Raw genomic sequence first — 18,310 nt, 5'->3', positions numbered from 1 at the left:
CCACGGCCATCCACACTCATACTAAGACATAAACATATCTTTATATGATCTGAGATGCTACCTGTTTCTTGCAGCGGTCACCATCGGCCGCGATACGGAGCTGACCCTGGCAAAGCGGTCGCGTCGCGGCAGCTCAGCTGCCTTGCGCCGCAACCGCTAATCTGCTTGTGTCCAAATCACATAAGGCAATCGTTATATGAGGAGTCGTCCTTGAGCCGCTCATCCTACATTTTCACCAGCGAGAGCGTGTCGGAAGGTCATCCCGACAAGGTCTGCGACCGGATTTCCGATACCGTCGTCGACCTTCTTCTTGCCAAGGATTCCGAGGCGCGCGTCGCCTGCGAAACCCTCACCACCACCAATCAGATCATCCTGGCCGGCGAAATCCGCTGCGCCGTCGATGTCGAGCCGGAAGAGATCGAAGCCGCCGCGCGCGAAGCCGTGCGCGATATCGGCTATGAGCAGGAAGGCTTCCACTGGAAGAATTCCAACTTCCAGAACTTCCTGCATGGCCAGTCGGAACACATCGCCCAGGGTGTCGATTCCGGCGATGGCAAGGATGAAGGCGCCGGCGACCAGGGCATCATGTTTGGCTATGCCACCAATGAGACGCCAGAGCTGATGCCGGCCCCGATCCAGTATTCGCACCAGATCCTCAAGCGCATGGCGCTCCTGCGCAAGTCCGGCGCACGTCCCGAATTCGAGCCGGACGCGAAATCCCAGGTCACGCTGCGCTATGTCGACGGCCAGCCGGCCGGCGTTGAATCCGTCGTGGTCTCGACCCAGCACAAGGATGGCGTCAGCCAGGAGCAGATCCGCGAACTGGTTCGCCCGATCGTTTCCGAAGTCCTGCCCGAGGGCTGGTTCCCGCCGGAAGCCGAATTCTACGTCAATCCGACAGGGACCTTCGTCATCGGCGGCCCCGATGGCGATGCCGGCCTGACCGGACGCAAGATCATCGTCGACACCTATGGCGGCGCCGCGCCCCATGGCGGCGGTGCCTTCTCCGGCAAGGACCCGACCAAGGTCGACCGCTCGGCCGCCTATGCCTGCCGCTGGCTGGCCAAGAATGTTGTCGCTGCCGGCCTGTCGGAACGCTGCACCATCCAGGTCTCCTATGCGATCGGCGTCTCCAAGCCGCTTTCGCTCTATGTTGACCTGCACGGCACCGGTCAGATCGACGAAACCCGTCTCGAGGACGCCCTGCGGCAGATGGCCGACCTGTCGCCGCGCGGCATCCGCACCCGGCTCCAGCTCAACCGCCCGATCTATGCCCGCACCGCGGCCTATGGTCATTTTGGGCGCAAGCCCGACGATGAAGGCGGCTTCTCCTGGGAGAAGACCGACCTCGCCGACGAACTGCGCAAACTGGCGTAAATCTGATACAAGCGGGCCGGCACGACCGGCCCGTTTGCCCAACTGTTTCAAGACACACATACCCAATGGAAGGACCTGATGGTCATGACGCAATTTGCTGCGGACAAACCCTATCTCGTAAAAGACATGTCGCTGGCCAAATGGGGCCGGATCGAAATGGACATGGCCGAGATCGAAATGCCGGGCCTGATGGCCCTGCGCGCCGAATTCGGCAAGGCACAGCCCCTCAAGGGCGCCCGCATCGCCGGCTCGCTCCACATGACGATCCAGACCGCTATCCTGATCGAGACCCTCACCGCCCTCGGCGCCGAAGTGCGCTGGGCCTCGTGCAACATCTTCTCGACCCAGGACCATGCCGCTGCGGCCATCGCCGACACCGGCGTGCCCGTCTTTGCCCACAAGGGCGAGACACTGGCGGAATACTGGGACTTCGCCGACGCCATCTTCCATTGGGGCAATGGCGAAACCGCCAACATGATCCTCGATGATGGCGGCGATGCCACCATGTATCTGATCCTCGGCGAAAAGGCCGAAGCCGATCCGTCCGTGCTCGACCATCCGAAATCGGAAGAGGAAACCGCCCTCTTCGCCCAGATCAAGAAGCGTATCGCGGCGACCCCGGGCTGGTTCGCCAAGGCCAAGGCCGCCATCCAGGGCGTGTCCGAAGAGACCACCACCGGCGTGATGCGTCTCTACCAGATGCACAAGCGCGGCGAGCTTCCCTTCCCCGCCATCAACGTCAATGACAGCGTCACCAAGTCGAAATTCGATAATCGTTATGGCTGCCGCGAAAGCCTGGTCGACGCGATCCGTCGCGGCACCGATGTGATGATGGCCGGCAAGACCGCCCTGGTCTGCGGCTATGGCGATGTCGGCAAGGGTTCCGCGGAATCCCTGCGCGGCGCCGGTGCCCGCGTCTTCGTCACCGAGATCGACCCGATCTGCGCCCTGCAGGCCTGCATGGACGGTTTCACGGTTGTCACGATCGAGGACGTGATCGGCGATATGGATATCTTCGTCACCGCGACCGGCAACAAGGACATCATCACCATCGACCATATGCGGGCGATGAAGGACATGGCGATCGTCTGCAATATCGGCCATTTCGACAATGAGATTCAGGTCGAGGCCCTGCAGAATTTCGAGTGGACCAATGTGAAACCCCAGGTCGACATCGTGAACTTCCCCGAGGGCAATCGCATCGTGCTGCTGTCGGAAGGCCGTCTGGTCAATCTCGGCAATGCCACCGGCCATCCGAGCTTCGTGATGTCCGCCAGCTTCACCAATCAGACGCTGGCCCAGATCGAACTCTGGACCAAGGGCGACCAGTACGAAAACAATGTCTACATCCTGCCCAAGCATCTCGACGAGAAGGTCGCCGCCCTGCACCTGCCCAAGCTCGGCGCCAAGCTGACCAAGCTGTCGAGCGAGCAGGCCGAATATCTCGAACTGCCAAAGACCGGCCCGTTCAAGGCCGATCATTACCGCTACTAGGCTCAACGCCCCGTACCGTATGGAAAAGCGCTCCCGGTTTTGCCGGGGGCGTTTTTTTTGGTGGATGCAGGAATATCTCCACGCCGCTTTGCGGCTGGAGGTTTGAGTGGTTCCTCCCCGGAATGGGAGGTGTGCGGGACGCGGCGAATGCCGTTTAGCGCAATAATGAGTTGAGACATTCGAGACGTCCCGCACGTGGAGATTTACTCAGGTCCCTCGCGGGCCCTGCCTCGAAATGACCGTGGAAGATTGGTCGAGCCCTAATGCCTCACTTCCCCGATCATGGCCCCACCGGAACTCGGGCTGTCACGCCTTTGTGCGGATGGGCTCCACGCTCCCGGCCGCCGCAAGTGACTGAGCTCACGCCTCCCGTGCGACCGGAACGGGGGGATTATGCGTCAGGTTTGGGGGGCGGGGATAAGTTTGATGATTTACCGTCATCCCGACGCAAGTCGGGACCTCGATAGACCGGGCTCCGCACCTGTCCCGTCTGGGTCCTGACTTGCGTCAGGATGACGTGGGATAATGGGCTGAGGGCGGGGATAAGGGGGTGCCCCGTTTCTCCGTCAGCACCCATTCCAGCGGCTGGTCAAACTCGTCGACCGGCACCGCCGCCACCATTTGCGCCTCATAGGCGAGCCCGATTGCCAGCGGCGCGCCTTTGGCGCGCAGCCCGGCCAGCGTGCGATCATAATAGCCCTTGCCGAAGCCGAGGCGGTTGCCGTCGGGATCGACCGCCAGCAGAGGCACCAGGAGGACATCCGGGACAAGTTCCGGGGCGGTCTCCTGCGGCTCCATCAGGCCAAAGGCCCGGCGCTGCAGCGGATCGCCGGCGCGCCACTCGCGGAACTTCAGGGGGTGGCCGGGGCCAATGACGACAGGAAGGGCGAGGCAGGCACCCCGCGCCTCCAGCGCCGCCATCAAGGGGCGCGGATCGATCTCGCCGGGCAGCGGCCAATAGGCCGAGACCACCATGCCGGGCGTCAGAAGTTCAAAGGGGAAGTGGTCAACCAGCCGCTCGCCGGCATCGGGCGCCGCCTCGTGGGCGGTCTGGCGCGCCGCGAGGGCGCGCCGCCGGAGCTCATCCTTGAGCGCATTCAAATTCATGTGGCGGCTCCACCTGCGCCGGCAAGACATGTAAATCCCCACTGACCCGACGGTGCAGGTGGGCGCCGCATACAGAGGACCAGGGTCCCTAGCAGAGGCAGCTCCCTCGTGGTGATGTACGGTCCGTGGGATTTATGCCCCATCGCACGCTGCAGAAACCGCCAGTCCCTATGTGAGGCCTAACGGGTCCCAGCTCAAGTGCGCGCGTCTGCGAATTTGATCTTCGGCTCAGTGACCGGCCTGGTTTCGGCGTCGAGATCAGGCTCGGGAAAGTCGAGACTGGCAGCGAGCTGTTCCAGACGCTGGGCCGCCTTGAGCAGGTGTTCCGCGAGATGCTGGCGCTCCTCGCCATACTCACTGTCAGAGCCCTGGGCCCGGGACCGCAATTCCTCCAGCTCGGCTTCAAGCGTCGCGATACGGCGCTCAGCATCCTTGAGCTCGTCGACAACGATCAGGGACGCCATCACCGCCAGACGCAGATCACCGATCTGGCCGACCTGGCTGGCCATGATGGAGACCTTGCCGTCGAGATAGCCGGCGAGCTCGCGCAGATAGGCTTCCTGCCCCTCCTCGCAGCCGATCGAATAGACCCGTCCATTGAGTGTGACCGCTACCTTCGACATGCCGATCTAGCCCCCCTCATCCATATACTGCCGCAATTCGCCAATCGCCCGGTCGAGCGCGTCCGATGTTTCCTGCGCAACCTGTTGCAGGGCCTGTTCACGCGCCTGCGCCGTATCGAGCGCATCGGCCAGCCGGGCCCTGTCGTCATCGGCATCACGGGCACCGATCGCCGCCGACTCGGCGCGTTCGACGCGGCCGCGCAGCTTCTTGGTCTGCCCCTCAATGCGCGCCAACGCCCCGTTCAACCGGGTTACGGCCGCCAGAAGGGGATCGTCAGCGGAATTGGGTCGTTCCGTCATCGTCCTAAAATCCGCTGCGTTGCGTCAAAGTTCAAGTACTCTCTCAAGATTGCCGCCCCGCGCCTTGACTCCCGTGGTCAATACCGGGTTTTCTCGCACCGGATCAGGGCAAAAGCGAGGCCGATATCCGTGACAATTCATGGCGCGCATTCCGCGCTGCCGCCGTTGACCCGGCCCGGCATCCGCGCCAAACACTTCCTTCGTCATCCATCGCTTGTCCAGGTCGAAAACTACGATGTACAGCCTGCCCGACTGGGCCTTTTACCCGATCGCCGCCCTCGTCACCGCCGGAATGGTGGCCGGTGCGCTGAGCTATGGCGACAATGCCGTGCGATCGCGCGAGGAAATCCTCTCCGAGGGCATCGTGTTCGAGGGCGACAGCCTCAACGCCCTGACCACCGGCAATGGCCTCACAGCGCAATTCCTCAGCGAAGGCGATGAGATGTTCGCCCGCATCGATGCGGTGCGCGGCCCCTTCGAGGGGATCCAGTCGGCCGGGGCTTTCTTCACCCTGTCACCGGCCGAGGTTGCGGCCATCCAGGGCCGGCGCGTGCGGCTCAGCTTCACCGTGCGCAGCGCACCGGAACATGGCGCGGAAGGTGTCCGGCTCAATTTCTTCGTTCCCGGTGTCGGGCAGAATGCCGGCGAACATGTCGAGGTCAGCGGCGAGTTCGAGGCCTTCACCATCGAAGTCGCCGCGCCGACCTGCAGCTGGGATTTCGCCTTTATCGGCATGTGGCCGGACTGGGCTTTCGAGCGCAACACAATTGATCTCGAACGCGTCGAACTGACACCGCTGGACCAGCTTCCTGATTGCTAGTTTCGTCCGGGCGGCCGGACATCCGGTGCCCGGGTCAGCAGCCGCAGGGGGTTCCAGCTCATCGCGCGTGCAATCTGCCAGGACGTGGCGACGCGCCCGGCCTGGATCTCCCGCCGCGACTGCATCATCTCCCCGCGCCGCCCGAGCGCATCGCGCAAGGCGCGGCCGAACACGGTGAACTGGCCAAAGCGCGCCGCTGACAGCCACAGCAGGGCGGTGATGGCGGCATGGACCGGTATCAACAGCCAGAACAGCCAGCCGGGCGTATTCTTGAGAAACACCCAGAGCCGGTTGCGCACACCGTAATAGGTGGCAAATTCCGAACGCCGCCCCGAAGAGGCATAGCCAAGATGCTCGACGGCGGCATCGCGCAGCTGCATCGCCCTGTGTCCGGCCAGCCTGGCCCGATAGGCCAGGTCGACATCCTCGTTGTAACAGAAGAAGCGCTCGTCAAACCCGCCCAGGGCTTCAAACAGGGAGCGGCGGACAAAGGTGGCCGCGCCGCACACCGCGAAAACCTCGCCATCGGGCGGCAGCAGGTCGACGGAGCGTCCATAGCCGGCCCGGTAGGCCAGCCCGGTCGCATGATAGACATCGCCGACACCATCAAGCTGTCCGGGATAGCCGGCTGCGTATTGCGTCGATCCGAACAGGGAAATCTCCGGATAGCGCGCCACGCCCTCAAGCAATTGCTCCAGCCAGTCCGGCCGGGGAAAGGCATCGGGATTGAGCAGGGCCAGCCATTCGCACCTCGCCAGGGCGGCCAGCCGGTTATTGCCGCCGGCAAAGCCGAGATTTTCCCCGCTCTCGATGAATTCGACCCAGTCGGGCAGCGTCGCGGCATCGATCCGCTCGCCCTCGGGCGAACCATTCTCCAGCACCAGGACCTGGCGCGGCCGCACCGTCTGTGCACCCAGCGTCTCGATACACTGGCCCAGCGTGTCGCGGCTGCGATAGGCCACGATCAGGACGGCGATATCCGCCGTCGGCGATTGCGGCGCCTGGGGACGTGGCCGGGGTGTGTTGTCGACGGTCATTGAGGGGTCCGCGCCGTGGATCGAAGCCAATCTGCCGCACCGTTACCATCCTTGCGGGTTCCCGCCCAGCTTCAGAGCGGAAACCGGTCCTGTAAATGCAGGCAGGGATTTGGATTGTGCTCGCGATACGCTACCACTTGCTCGCCCGCAAGGGCAGACGGATTCCGGGGGGAAGATTGAGCGCGACGATCATCGATTTTGTGCTGATTACACTGCTGGCCGCGGCGCTCCTGTCGGGCCGGGTCGGGACAACGCGCGCCTTTGCCGGCTTCATCATCGGCGTCATCATCACCGGGCAGATCGGATTCACCGACGCCGTCACCGCCATCACCTCTCCGGCCATCATCGCCGTCACCAGCCTGGTGATCGTCGCCGCCGCCCTGACCAAGATCCCCGGCATCGGACAAGCCCTGTTCGGACGCGCCAGGCTCGGCATGCGCGCCAGCCTCATCCGCTTTCTCGGCCTGACCGGCCTGGTCTCCGCCTTCACGCCCAATACGGCGGTGGTCGGGGCCTTCATGGGACCGGCGGCGCGCCACCCGACCATCCCGCCACACGCCCTGCTGCTGCCCCTCTCCTACATGGCGCTCGCCGGGGGCATGCTGACCCCTTTCGGGACCAGCGCCAGCCTGATGGTGGTCGGCGAGGCGGCTCGCGGCGGATTGCAACTGACCGTGCTCGATTTCGCCATGCCCGGCGCCATGGCCGCGCTGGCCGTGTTTGGTGCGCTGGTCCTGTTCGCCCCGATCATCTTGCGGCGCCCCGAGGGCGCGACCGGTCCGGACAGCGCGGTCTACTACATCGAGGCCCGGGTCCAGCCGGGCTCGAAACTGATCGGCAGGAATATCGGCGAGAACCAGCTGCGGCATTTGCAGAGCTTCTTCCTCGCCGAAATCGTGCGGCAGGAGCGGATCATTTCCCCGGTCAATCCGAGCCATGCGATCGAGGAAGGTGACCGGTTGATCTTCGTGGGCGATTTCGTTCATGTCGACGAACTGCATGCGATCAATGGCATCTCGATCGACGGCCCCTCACAGCCGGAGCGGCTGGGCACGCTGTTCCATGCGGTCATCGCCAACAACTCCGTCCTCGACGGCCGCACATTGAAGGAAGCCGATTTTCGCGCCCGTTTCGACGCCTCTGTGGTCGCGGTGCGCCGCGGCGATGAGAGCCTGTCGGGGAAACTCGGCGAAATCCGGCTCAAGACGGGCGATATCCTGATCCTGGCGGCGGGCCCCGATTTCCGCTCGCGCGGGAATCTGCGCACCAACCTGCATATCCTCGATGTCGAGGAGCCCGGCCAGGTCCCGCTCAGCCGCCGCAACAGCCTTCTGCTGTGTGCCGGCTTTGCCGTCTTTCTCATCGTGGCCGTGTTTCAGCTTCTCCCCTTTGCCCTGGCCGCCTTCCTGATGGCCGCGACCTGCGTCCTGAGCGGCTGGATATCCCCGCGTGAAACCAAACGGGTCTTTCCCTTCGAGCTGGTGATCATCCTGTGGGGAGCGGTGCTGCTGAGCCAGCTGATCCAGCAATCGGGCGCCTCCGATGTATTGGCCGACTTCATTGCCCACCAGGTCAATGGCCTGCCCGACTGGGCCGCCCTGGCCTCGATTTTCCTGCTCGCCTGGTGCATGACCGAATTGTTTTCCAACGCCAGCGCCGCGCTGATCACCCTGCCCGTCGCCCTGGGAACCGCGGTCCAGCTGGCCCTGCCCGCAGATGCCTTCGTGCTGGCGACCGCCTTCGGTGCCAGTGCCAGTTTTCTCCTGCCCTTCGGCTATCAGACCCACCTGATGGTGCTGACGCCGGGGCAATATCGCCTCTCCCATTTCCTGCGCCTGGGAAGTGTGGTGCTCATCGCCTACGCCATTGCCGCCATTGCCACACTGGCAATCCTGCATTTCTGACCCCGTCTGGAGTTCTCATGTCCCTGATCAATGACAAGAATGCCCTCGCCTTCGAATTCGCCCGCCTGTGCAGCGAAGCCGGATCCGCCATCATGGAAATCTACAATTCCGACTTCGCATCGCGCGCCAAGGATGATGCCTCCCCGGTGACCGACGCCGACGAGCTCGCCGAAAAAATCATCCTCGCCGGGCTGGAGAAACTGCTGCCGGGCATTCCCGTCCTCGCCGAGGAAAGCTTCTCGGCCGGCTTCCGGCCCGATGTCGGCCAGACCTTCATCCTCGTCGACCCGGTCGATGGCACCAAGGAATTCATCAACAAGAATGGCGAATTCACGGTCAATATCGCCCTGGTGGAAGACCGGATCCCGACGGCCGGCTGTGTCTACGCACCGGCGCGCGAACGCGTCTATATCGGCGGCACCGAGGCCTGGGCCGGGGCATTGAAGGCCGGCGATGCGATCGAACCCGACCAGCTGGACCCGATCACCACCCGTGCGCGGCCGGCCGGCGGTCTGACCGGCGTGATGAGCCGTTCGCACGCCGATGCGGCGACCCTCGCCTTCGCCGATTCCGTCGGTGTCACCGACCGCACCTCGGCGGGCTCCTCGCTGAAATTCTGCCTGGTCGCGGAAGGCCTGGCCGATGTCTATCCCCGCTTCGGCCCGACCCGCGAATGGGATACCGGCGCCGGCCACGCCGTGCTCAATGCCGCCGGCGGTGCTGTGCTGATGCCCGATGGCGAGCCCTTCCTCTACGCCAAGACGGAAACCGAATTCCTCAACGGCGCCTTCGTGGCCTGGGGCCAGCGCCCCTAGACCATCACCGGACATGAAAAAGGCCGGGCGCAAATGCCCGGCCTTTTTGTGTCTGCCTGTCAGCCCGGATCAGCCGAGACGTCCGGTCTCGCGCAGATAGGCGATAACCTGGTCGGCCGCATCATCCGCCGAGATCTCGGTGGTATCGATGCGCAATTCCGGATTTTCCGGCGCTTCATAGGGGCTGTCGAAACCGGTGAAATTCTTGATCTCGCCAGCCTTGACCTTCTTGTAGAGACCTTTCGGGTCGCGCTGCATGCAGACCTCGAGCGGGGTATCGACAAAGACCTCGATGAACTCGTCCTCGGCGACCAGCTCGCGCACCATCCGGCGTTCCGAACGGAAGGGCGAGATGAAGGAACAGGTCACCAGCAGGCCGGCATCAACGAAAAGCCGCCCGACCTCGCCGATGCGGCGGATATTCTCGACCCGGTCCTCATCGGTGAAACCGAGATCGCGATTGAGGCCGTGGCGCACATTGTCGCCATCGAGCGAATAGGTGTGGTGACCGGCGCGGGCCAGTTTCTGTTCGACCAGATTGGCCACCGTCGACTTGCCGGCACCCGACAATCCGGTGAACCAGAGCACAGCAGGCTTTTGTGCCTTGATCTGGGCACGCTCGGTCTTCGTCACCGTCATGGCGTGATGGTGGATATTGGACGCCCGGCGCAGACCGAATTCGATCATGCCCGCACCCACCGTCTGGTTGGTGAAGCGGTCGATCAGGATGAAGGCGCCCATGTCACGGATCTTGTGATAGGGGTCGAAGGCGATCGGTTGCGCGGTCGAGACATTGCACATGCCGATGCCGTTCATTTCCAGCTTGCGGCAGGGCTGTTTCTCATAGGTGTTGACGTCGACGCGGTGGCGCAGCGAGGAAATGGTCGCCGGCGTGGTCGCAGTGCCGATCTTGAGCAGGTAGGAGCGGCCCGGCAGCAGGTCTTCCTGGTTCATCCACAGGATCTCGGCCGCGAACTGGTCACTGACTTCCGGCCGTTCCTCGGCCGCGGAAATCACGTCACCGCGCGAAATGTCGATCTCGTGATTGAGCACCAGGGTCACGGAATCGCCGGCCACCGCCTCGTCAAGATCGCCATCGGCGGTCACGATACGGCTGACATTGGCGGCGGTGCCCGACTTGGCAACGACAATCGCATCGCCCGGCTTGATCGAGCCGGAAACAACAATGCCCGAATAGCCGCGGAAATTGAGATTGGGGCGATTGACCCACTGCACCGGCATGCGGAAGGGCTCGTTCTGGATATCGGACGAGACGTCGAGCCCTTCGAGGTGTTCGATCAGGGTCGGACCGGTGTGCCAGGACATGGTCTCGCTGCGCGAGGTGACGTTCTCGCCAAAGCGTGCCGACATCGGGATCGGTGTGATGGTTTCGAAGCCCAGGCTCTCGGCGCTCTTGAGATATTCGGCAACGATCTCATGGAAACGGCCGCGCGAATGCTCGACCAGATCCATCTTGTTGACCGCCAGCACGATGTGGCGAATGCCCATCATGCGCGCGATATAGGTATGGCGCAGGGTCTGGATCAGCACGCCCTTGCGGGCATCGATCATCATCACGGCGACATCGGCGGTCGAGGCACCGGTCGCCATATTGCGCGTGTACTGTTCGTGGCCCGGCGTGTCGGCGACGACGAATTTGCGCTTCTCGGTCGCGAAATAGCGATAGGCGACATCAATGGTGATGCCTTGCTCGCGCTCGGCTTCCAGACCGTCGAGCAATAATGCGAAATCAATCTCCTCGCCGACCGTGCCGTGCTTGCGGCTGTCGCGCGCGAGCACACTGAGCTGGTCTTCGAACAGGAGCTTGGAATCATAGAGCAGCCGGCCGATCAGGGTCGACTTGCCGTCATCGACGGAACCGCAGGTGAGAAAGCGCAGGACACCGTGTCCGCCAGACTGGGTCAGGCGTTCCATGACGGCGGCTTGTGGATCGAGATCGTCCATCAGAAATAGCCCTCCCGCTTCTTCTTCTCCATCGACCCGGACTCGTCATGATCGATCAGACGGCCTGACCGTTCGGAGGTGCGGGCTGTGAGCATTTCGATCACGATTTCCTCAAGCGTCGTGGCACCGGATTCAACGGCGCCGGTGAGCGGGTAGCACCCCAGCGTGCGGAACCGCACGAGCCGCAGATCGGGGGTCTCGCCCTCGGCGAGCGGCAGGCGCTCATCATCGACCATGATCAGCTGGCCATCGCGTTCGACGACCGGGCGGTGAGCCGCGAAATAGAGCGGCACGATCGGGATCTCTTCCTCGAGGATGTACTGCCAGATATCGAGCTCGGTCCAGTTGGACAGCGGGAAGACGCGGATCGATTCCCCCTGCTTGATCTTGGTATTGTAGTTGCGCCACAGCTCGGGCCGCTGGTTCTTCGGGTCCCAGCCATGATTGCCGTCGCGGAAGGAGAAAATCCGTTCCTTGGCGCGCGATTTTTCCTCGTCGCGGCGGGCGCCGCCAAAGGCCGCATCATATTTGTGCCGGGTCATGGCAGCGCGCAGCGCCTCGGTCTTCATCACCTGGGTGTGCAGGTTGGAGCCATGATCGAACGGATTGATGCCGCGCTCGACGCCCTCCTGATTGACCTCGACCCGGATTTCCAGGCCCAGTTCGGCGGCAATCGCATCGCGGAAAGTGATCATGTCGCGGAACTTGAACGTGCTGTCGACATGCTGCAGCGGGAAAGGCGGCAGGGACGGATAGAAGGCCTTCATCGCCAGATGCAGCATGACCGCCGAATCCTTGCCGACGGAGTAGAGCATGACCGGGCGATCAAACTCGGCCGCGACCTCGCGCATGATGTGCATGCTCTCGGATTCAAGGGCTTTGAGGTGAGCCGAAAGCGGGCGTTCCCGGTGACGGGCGCTCTGAAATCGTTTCGCGTAGGCGCGGACGCTCTCCTGGATCGTACTCATCATGTCCTCACTGGCCGATACGCTTCAAATGCAGGAAAAAAGCCGGGCGCGCACCGCATCAGCGCGATTTAGGACAGGTAGCGCGCAAATACCACCCGTAAGCGCCATCAAATCCCAATCGATTCAGATAAGCCGCTCAGACATGGGCTTCCGGATAGCTCAAGACCGCCTCGATCACCTGGTCGATATGTGCATCGGACATGTCCGGATGCATCGGCAGGGAGACCACACGCTTCGCCGCGGCCTCGGTGACCGGCAATCCGCCCGGCGCGGCAGGGTAAGGCGCGTAAGGTTCATGCAGGTGCAGCGGGATCGGATAATAGATCGCGCTCGGCACACCCTTCGCCGCCAGATGGGCACGGAAACCGTCGCGATCAGCCACCTCGATCGTGTATTGCGCCCAGGTCGACTGGGCATTGTCCGGCACGCGGGGGTATTTGACCTGGTTGCCGAAGCCCGCAGCATAGCGATCAGCGACACGCTGGCGCATGTCGATTTCCTCGCGGAAGACGCGGAGTTTCTCGAGCAGGACAGCAGCCTGGATGGTGTCGAGGCGGGAGTTGAGGCCGATGCGCGCATACTCATAGCGCTCCTTGCCCTCACCATGCACGCGCACCGACTTCATCAGATCGTACAGCGCGTCATCCTTGCACATCACCGCGCCGCCATCGCCGTAACAGCCGAGCGGCTTGGCCGGGTAGAAGCTGATGGTGAGCACATCGGCCCAGTGCAGGGAGGACTGGCCATTGAGGGTGCAGCCGAAGCCCTGGGCCCCGTCGGCGATGAGTTTCATGCCGTGGGCGCGGGTGATCTTGTTGATCGCGGGATAATCGGCCGGCTGACCGAACAGGTCGACGGCGATGACCGCGCGCGGCGTCAGCTCACCCTTGACCTTCACGGCGTCGATCGCAGCGGCCAGGCTGGCCGGCGACATGTTGTAGGTATCCGGATCGATATCGACATAGACCGGCGAGGCCCCGGCCAACACCACGACTTCGGCGGTCGAGGCGAAGGTGAAGCTTGGCACGAAGACCGCATCGCCCGGCCCGATTTCCCAGGCCATCAGCGGGATCAGGATCGCGTCGGTACCATTGGCACAGGACAGCGCCCGCCCCTCGCCGTTGAACGCCGCCAGATCCTCTTCCAGCTGCGCCACTTCCGGCCCGAGAATATAACGGCCTTCATCCAGCACCTTGGCGACGGCTGCATCGATTTTCGCGCCAATGCGTCCGCGCTGGGCCTTGAGGTCGATGAAGGGGATCATATCGGTCATGGGGCTTCCCAATTTGAAAGACGCGCGGGCCACAAACGCACCACGCCATTGAAACTGTTCGCCCTATAGACCGGGGCACAGCGCCGACAAAGTCACGAAAGATTTCGCTATTCCCCGGTTTCGCCTACTCGACCGTCACCGATTTCGCCAGATTGCGCGGCTGGTCGACATCGGTGCCTTTATGGACGGCGACGTAATAGGCCAGCAATTGCACGGCGACCGCCGCAACCAGTGGCGCTGCCAGTCCTTCGGCCCGCGGCAGGGTGATGATGGAGCTCGCCTCGCCCTCGAGTTCGGCCGCACCGCGCGGATCGGTGATGGCGATGACACGGGCACCGCGCGCACGCACTTCCTGGATTGAGGAGCGGGTCTTGATGAAGAGCTCGTCATAGGGTGCGATTACGATCACGGCGACATCGTCCTCGATCAGGGCGATGGGACCATGCTTGAGTTCGCCGGCGGCATAGCCTTCGGCGTGGATATAGCTGATTTCCTTGAGCTTCAGGGCGCCTTCCAGCGCCATCGGGAAGAATTCGTTGCGGCCGAGATAGAGCACGATCGACGCCTGGGCGAGCTCGCCGGCGAGATGGTTGATCTGGTCCTCGATCCGCAGCGCCTGGGCCATCAGGCCGGGCACGCCCATCAGGCGGCTGACATGGCTGGCCTGGTCAGCCGCATCGATACGGCCGCGCTGGACACCGGCCAGTACGGCGAGGGCCGCGAGCGAGGCCAGCTGGCAGGTGAAGGCCTTGGTCGATGCGACACCGATTTCCGGACCGGCCATGGTCGGCGCCACGATATCGGCTTCGCGCGCCATGGTGGACAGCGGCGAGTTGACCAGAACCACGGTCTTCAGGCCGGCGGCCTTGCACATCCGCATCGCCTCGAGCGTATCGGCAGTCTCGCCGGACTGGGAGATGAAGAGCGCCATGTCATTGGGCATGAAAGCCGGTTTGCGATAGCGGAATTCCGAGGCGATATCGACCTCGACCGGGAGGCCGGAGAGGGCCTCGAACCAGTATTCGGCGATCTGCCCCGCATAGGAGGCGGTGCCACAGCCGACGATCAGCAGGCGCGAGGCAGCCGCGAAATCAACCCCGTCACGGGGGCGTATCTCGCCGGCGACCGGATCCAGATACGCACTGAGCGTATGGCCGACGACTTCCGGCTGCTCGTAGATTTCCTTCTGCATGAAGTGGCGGTAATTGCCCTTCTCGGCCAGGACGAGCGAGGTTGGTGCCACAGTCGCCGGCCGCTGGACCGGCTTGCCCGACACATCGAAGACTTCGACATGGTTCGGACGAACGATGACCGCATCGCCGACATTCAGATAGATCACCGAGTGCGCGGCACCGGTGATCGCCATGATGTCGGAGGCGAGGAAGCCACTGGACGGGCCGAGGGCCGCGATGAGCGGCGCGCCGCGGCAGGCGCCGAGCAGAAGGTCGGGCTCGCCATCGATGATGGCCGCAAAGGCAAAGGCACCCTCCAGCTTCGCCACCGTCGACAGCAGGGCGGTTTGCGGATCTGCGCCACCGGCCAGGGCCGCGTCGAGCAGATGGGCAAGCACCTCGGTATCCGTCTCGCTTGCGAAAACCCGGCCTTGGGCTGCCAGGTCCGCTCGCAGTGTCTTGTAATTCTCGATGATGCCATTGTGCACCAGCGTCACCCGGCCTGCGGTGTGCGGGTGGGCATTGTCGCGGGTCGCCGCGCCATGGGTGGCCCAGCGCGTGTGGGCGATCCCGGTGCAGCCGACGATCTCGCCGGTGAGCTCAGCAGCCAGATTGGACACCTTGCCGGCAGCTCGGGCGCGCCGCACCGTGCCGGCAGCGTCCATCATCGCCACACCGGCGGAGTCATAGCCCCGGTATTCCAGCCGATGGAGGCCTTCCATCAGGATATCCAGGGCATCGGGGTTACCGGTTACGCCAACAATTCCGCACATGCACCGTGTCTCCTGACCAGTTCAGATCCGCCTCGTTCAGCCTTCTTGGCACAGGCGGGTCGATATCGACAACTCAATCCCCGGACCGGCAAAGCCGGCAAGCACCGTCTCGCCCGCGCCGATCGGCAGCGCCGGGGCAAGCCCGCCGGTTGCAAAAGGAATGCCCGCCGGGACGGCCCAGTCCAGTTCCCCGAACACAGCCAGGATATCCGACACCGCACCGAGCGCGCCATCGACCAGCCGCGAGGCGGCGCCCTGCGATGTTCGCGTGCCGACCTGCAGCGTCACCCGGGCCTGCGACAAGGCATCGAGGCGATCCGGCGGCAGGCGTTCGCCCATGACCAGGGCGCCGGCGGCACAGCAATCGGCGAGCAGCCAGCCAACCCCGGTTTGCGGCAGGCCGCTGACGGGTGTTGCCGGCACTTCCAGGGCGATACCCACCCAGGCCAGCGCGTCCCGCAGGCTCTGCTCGCTGCGCGGGGCCCGCTGCGGCGCGAAGGACTGTGTGAAGGCGAGCAGGATTTCCGGCTCCACCACCGGATTGATCAATCCGTGTGGCAGGTCCTGCCCGGCCTCGATCAATTGACCGGCGCAAAGCGCCCCGGCATAGGCCCGGGAAACCGCAAAGGCTTCCCGCGTTGCCTCGGTCGTGCCGCCCAGCTTGTAGGCCGCAGCCTGGCCGGGATCGCAGCGGCGGGCGGCGATCGCATAACCGGCTTCCAGACTCAGCGGTCCGAAGCGCGGCAGCGGATCAAACGCACGGCCTTCGGCCCGCGCTGCACCCAGCGCCTGCGCGATGCCATCAGGGTCAGAGCGTCCAGAGCTTGCCATTGTCCGCATGCACACAAACGGGCATGTCCATTGAATCTCCGGCGATGGAGAACCGGCCACCAGCGGCCTCGACCAGGGCGCAGCCGGCCGCGACGTCCCAGAACATGATCGAGTCCTCGAAATAGGCATCGGCAGCGCCGCGCGCGACATAGGCCAGCGATGTTGCGGCCGAACCGATCATCCGCACCTTCTTCCAGCGGGCAAAGCCGGCCGCGAAATCACCCAGCGCCTGGGCACTGAAATCGCGATTGATCGCCAGGCCGGTAAACAGGATCGAATCCTCGGTCCGCGCGTGGTCGGCAACGCTCATCGGCTTGCCGTTCAACCAGGCCCCCAGCCCGACGGCGCCGCTATAGAGGCGGTCGCTGAGGAATTCATAGATGACACCGGCGACCGGGCGTCCATTCTCGACCCAGGCGATCGAGACGCTGCACAGGGCGATATCGCGATTGTAATTGGCCGAGCCGTCCAGCGGATCGACGACCCAGACCTTGTCGCCCGCCGCCGCGGTCCAGCCGGTTTCCTCGGACAGGATCGGCGCCGGCACCAGCGCGGTGAGCCGGTCGATAATGATGCGTTCGGCCGCGCGGTCGGCATTGAGCTTGATGTCACGCCCTTCCGAGCGCTCCACGCCCTCGAAATCACCGCCACCATCGCGCAGGGCCTGACCGGCCGCGCGGGCCGCATCTTCGGCCGCCGCCAGAACGGCGCGCAGTTCGGCGAGATCCGCCATCAGGAGGCCTTGCCGAGATCGGCGAGCAGGTTCTCCGCCGCATCCATTTCCATCTTGATCCGCCCCTCCAGGGAGTAGGAACCGACATGCGGCGTCAGCAGGGCCTGATCGTATTTCAGCAGATCGCCCTTGTAGGGCTCCTGCGGGTGGGCGTCGGCCCAGATGCCGGCGAGGCGGCCATCGTCCAGCGCCGCGAACAGCGCATCATAGTCAACCAGCTCGCCACGGGCGGCATTGAGCAGGTACATGCCCGGCTTCATGGCCACGAAGGCCGCCGCGTCGATGATGCAGGTCTCGCCGCTGGCATGCAGGGAGATGGCATCGGCGCTGGCCAGGGCCTGCTCGAGCGTGACCACCGGCGCTGACACGGTCGCCGGATCAACGAAGGGATCGACGATCTGGATTTTGGCGCCGAGCGCCGTGAACAGCTCGCCGGTTTTGCGGCCAATGCGGCCATAGCCGACAATGGCGATGGTCAGGTCGCGCAACTGGCGCCCCATCCGCTTGTCCCATCCGCCGGCGCGCATGGCGCGATCCATGGCAGAGGTCTGGCGCAGCAGGTTCATCAGGCAGCCGACGGTCAGCTCGGCGACAGCGAGAACCGGACCGTCCGGCGTGTTGGAGACATGGATGCCCAGGCTTTCCGCTGCCGGCATATCCACATTTGACATGCCCGAGCCGACGCGGGCCAGCGCCTTGAGGTCGGACTTTTCCAGCACCGGCCGGTCGAGCGGCTCGAGGCCGGCGATCAGGCCTGTGATCCCGGGCAGGAGGTCGAGCAATTCCTCGCGGGTCAGGCGCCGCTTGAACGGATTGTCGATGACTTCATATCCGGCCGAACGCAACAGCTCCACGGGCGCCGGGCTCGCCTCGCCATAGCTCGAGGGTCCAATGAGGATCTTGCCTTTTGTCATGAGATGCTACTGCCTTCAGGGAAAATGTTGGATCAGGGAACCCGGCGCGCAAGCACACGCGCAAAGGATGAGAAACGGTGACGCTGGAGCAGGCGCTGCAGGTCGGTCTTGAAATCCTCGCCACCATGCTTGAGCGCATGGGTCCAGAAATCGAGCGGATTGTCAGCCGGAGCCCCGTCGGCAAACGCCTGGGTCAGGACTTCG

Annotated in this window: 16 protein-coding genes; 5 read left to right on the top strand and 11 right to left on the bottom strand. The window is 63.9% G+C overall.

Going from position 1 to position 18,310, the window contains the following annotated elements; genetic code table 11:
• The first annotated feature begins 210 nt into the window (after positions 1–210).
• Positions 211–1,377 carry a methionine adenosyltransferase gene (gene metK, locus ACN0YF_RS01745; protein ID WP_417493093.1) on the top strand — a complete coding sequence of 389 codons (1,167 nt, stop codon included), beginning with the start codon at positions 211–213 and terminating at the stop codon, positions 1,375–1,377.
• An 84-nt stretch (positions 1,378–1,461) separates the two neighbouring features.
• Positions 1,462–2,871 carry an adenosylhomocysteinase gene (gene ahcY / locus ACN0YF_RS01740; RefSeq protein ID WP_417493092.1) on the top strand — a complete coding sequence of 470 codons (1,410 nt, stop codon included), beginning with the start codon at positions 1,462–1,464 and terminating at the stop codon, positions 2,869–2,871.
• Positions 2,872–3,378: 507 nt separating this feature from the next.
• Here ahcY and ACN0YF_RS01735 read toward each other — a convergent pair.
• The 3 genes from ACN0YF_RS01735 to ACN0YF_RS01725 all read right to left on the bottom strand — a co-directional run bounded on the left by ACN0YF_RS01735 (position 3,379) and on the right by ACN0YF_RS01725 (position 4,901).
• Positions 3,379–3,978 (bottom strand): 5-formyltetrahydrofolate cyclo-ligase, encoded by a 600-nt coding sequence (locus tag ACN0YF_RS01735; protein ID WP_417493091.1) that lies wholly within the window; start codon positions 3,976–3,978, stop codon positions 3,379–3,381.
• A 194-nt stretch (positions 3,979–4,172) separates the two neighbouring features.
• Positions 4,173–4,601 (bottom strand): cell division protein ZapA, encoded by a 429-nt coding sequence (gene zapA, locus ACN0YF_RS01730; protein ID WP_417481997.1) that lies wholly within the window; start codon positions 4,599–4,601, stop codon positions 4,173–4,175.
• A gap of 6 nt (positions 4,602–4,607) precedes the next feature.
• Complete coding sequence (locus tag ACN0YF_RS01725; protein ID WP_417481996.1) at positions 4,608–4,901, bottom strand: DUF4164 family protein; 294 nt, start codon at positions 4,899–4,901, stop codon at positions 4,608–4,610.
• 235 nt (positions 4,902–5,136) lie between these two features.
• Here ACN0YF_RS01725 and ACN0YF_RS01720 point away from each other — a divergent pair, with 235 nt between their 5' ends.
• Complete coding sequence (locus tag ACN0YF_RS01720) at positions 5,137–5,721, top strand: hypothetical protein (RefSeq protein WP_417493090.1); 585 nt, start codon at positions 5,137–5,139, stop codon at positions 5,719–5,721.
• Here ACN0YF_RS01720 and ACN0YF_RS01715 read toward each other — a convergent pair.
• Positions 5,718–6,758 carry a glycosyltransferase family 2 protein gene (locus ACN0YF_RS01715; protein ID WP_417493089.1) on the bottom strand — a complete coding sequence of 347 codons (1,041 nt, stop codon included), beginning with the start codon at positions 6,756–6,758 and terminating at the stop codon, positions 5,718–5,720. The genes ACN0YF_RS01720 and ACN0YF_RS01715 overlap by 4 nt on opposite strands.
• A 176-nt stretch (positions 6,759–6,934) precedes the next feature.
• On the opposite strand from ACN0YF_RS01715, the gene ACN0YF_RS01710 reads away from it, so the two are divergent.
• Entirely contained in the window at positions 6,935–8,662 is a 1,728-nt protein-coding gene (locus ACN0YF_RS01710) for an SLC13 family permease (RefSeq protein ID WP_417481993.1), read from the top strand.
• A 17-nt stretch (positions 8,663–8,679) separates the two neighbouring features.
• The gene (gene cysQ / locus ACN0YF_RS01705) at positions 8,680–9,477 is read left to right on the top strand and encodes a 3'(2'),5'-bisphosphate nucleotidase CysQ (RefSeq protein ID WP_417481992.1); all 798 of its coding nucleotides are present in this window, start codon (positions 8,680–8,682) and stop codon (positions 9,475–9,477) included.
• Between the two features lie 69 nt (positions 9,478–9,546).
• On the opposite strand, the gene cysN is transcribed toward cysQ, so the two are convergent.
• From cysN to ACN0YF_RS01670, 7 genes are all read right to left on the bottom strand, one after another.
• Positions 9,547–11,442, bottom strand: coding sequence for a sulfate adenylyltransferase subunit CysN (gene cysN, locus ACN0YF_RS01700; RefSeq protein WP_417493088.1), 1,896 nt, complete (start codon positions 11,440–11,442; stop codon positions 9,547–9,549).
• Entirely contained in the window at positions 11,442–12,410 is a 969-nt protein-coding gene (cysD, locus tag ACN0YF_RS01695; RefSeq protein WP_417481990.1) for a sulfate adenylyltransferase subunit CysD, read from the bottom strand. The genes cysN and cysD overlap by 1 nt, the downstream gene beginning before the upstream one ends.
• A 136-nt stretch (positions 12,411–12,546) precedes the next feature.
• Positions 12,547–13,683, bottom strand: a complete 1,137-nt coding sequence (locus tag ACN0YF_RS01690; RefSeq protein WP_417493087.1) for a DegT/DnrJ/EryC1/StrS family aminotransferase — start codon at positions 13,681–13,683, stop codon at positions 12,547–12,549.
• Positions 13,684–13,807: 124 nt separating this feature from the next.
• Entirely contained in the window at positions 13,808–15,628 is a 1,821-nt protein-coding gene (gene glmS / locus ACN0YF_RS01685; protein WP_417493086.1) for a glutamine--fructose-6-phosphate transaminase (isomerizing), read from the bottom strand.
• A gap of 36 nt (positions 15,629–15,664) precedes the next feature.
• Positions 15,665–16,459: a hypothetical protein gene (locus tag ACN0YF_RS01680; protein ID WP_417493085.1), complete on the bottom strand. Its 795-nt coding sequence runs from the start codon at positions 16,457–16,459 to the stop codon at positions 15,665–15,667.
• Positions 16,437–17,192 (bottom strand): inositol monophosphatase family protein, encoded by a 756-nt coding sequence (locus tag ACN0YF_RS01675; RefSeq protein ID WP_417493084.1) that lies wholly within the window; start codon positions 17,190–17,192, stop codon positions 16,437–16,439. Before ACN0YF_RS01675 ends, ACN0YF_RS01680 begins: the two co-directional genes overlap by 23 nt.
• Positions 17,192–18,106, bottom strand: a complete 915-nt coding sequence (locus ACN0YF_RS01670; protein WP_417493083.1) for an NAD(P)-dependent oxidoreductase — start codon at positions 18,104–18,106, stop codon at positions 17,192–17,194. Before ACN0YF_RS01670 ends, ACN0YF_RS01675 begins: the two co-directional genes overlap by 1 nt.
• Positions 18,107–18,310: the final 204 nt, after the last annotated feature.

It is taken from the genome of Maricaulis sp. (assembly GCF_048270265.1).
GTDB lineage: Bacteria > Pseudomonadota > Alphaproteobacteria > Caulobacterales > Maricaulaceae > Maricaulis.
The sequence above is the reverse complement of the archived record's forward strand: the minus strand, read 5'-3'. Positions and strand labels throughout refer to the sequence as shown.

What these genes read in the sequence shown, in the direction of transcription:
- ahcY (WP_417493092.1), top strand. Translation starts at nt 1,462, where the DNA reads ATGACGCAATTTGCTGCGGACAAACCCTATCTCGTAAAAGACATGTCG.
- ACN0YF_RS01735 (WP_417493091.1), bottom strand. Translation starts at nt 3,978, where the DNA reads ATGAATTTGAATGCGCTCAAGGATGAGCTCCGGCGGCGCGCCCTCGCG.
- zapA (WP_417481997.1), bottom strand. Translation starts at nt 4,601, where the DNA reads ATGTCGAAGGTAGCGGTCACACTCAATGGACGGGTCTATTCGATCGGC.
- ACN0YF_RS01725 (WP_417481996.1), bottom strand. Translation starts at nt 4,901, where the DNA reads ATGACGGAACGACCCAATTCCGCTGACGATCCCCTTCTGGCGGCCGTA.
- ACN0YF_RS01720 (WP_417493090.1), top strand. Translation starts at nt 5,137, where the DNA reads ATGTACAGCCTGCCCGACTGGGCCTTTTACCCGATCGCCGCCCTCGTC.
- ACN0YF_RS01715 (WP_417493089.1), bottom strand. Translation starts at nt 6,758, where the DNA reads ATGACCGTCGACAACACACCCCGGCCACGTCCCCAGGCGCCGCAATCG.
- cysQ (WP_417481992.1), top strand. Translation starts at nt 8,680, where the DNA reads ATGTCCCTGATCAATGACAAGAATGCCCTCGCCTTCGAATTCGCCCGC.
- cysN (WP_417493088.1), bottom strand. Translation starts at nt 11,442, where the DNA reads ATGGACGATCTCGATCCACAAGCCGCCGTCATGGAACGCCTGACCCAG.
- cysD (WP_417481990.1), bottom strand. Translation starts at nt 12,410, where the DNA reads ATGAGTACGATCCAGGAGAGCGTCCGCGCCTACGCGAAACGATTTCAG.
- ACN0YF_RS01690 (WP_417493087.1), bottom strand. Translation starts at nt 13,683, where the DNA reads ATGACCGATATGATCCCCTTCATCGACCTCAAGGCCCAGCGCGGACGC.
- glmS (WP_417493086.1), bottom strand. Translation starts at nt 15,628, where the DNA reads ATGTGCGGAATTGTTGGCGTAACCGGTAACCCCGATGCCCTGGATATC.
- ACN0YF_RS01680 (WP_417493085.1), bottom strand. Translation starts at nt 16,459, where the DNA reads ATGGCAAGCTCTGGACGCTCTGACCCTGATGGCATCGCGCAGGCGCTG.
- ACN0YF_RS01675 (WP_417493084.1), bottom strand. Translation starts at nt 17,192, where the DNA reads ATGGCGGATCTCGCCGAACTGCGCGCCGTTCTGGCGGCGGCCGAAGAT.
- ACN0YF_RS01670 (WP_417493083.1), bottom strand. Translation starts at nt 18,106, where the DNA reads ATGACAAAAGGCAAGATCCTCATTGGACCCTCGAGCTATGGCGAGGCG.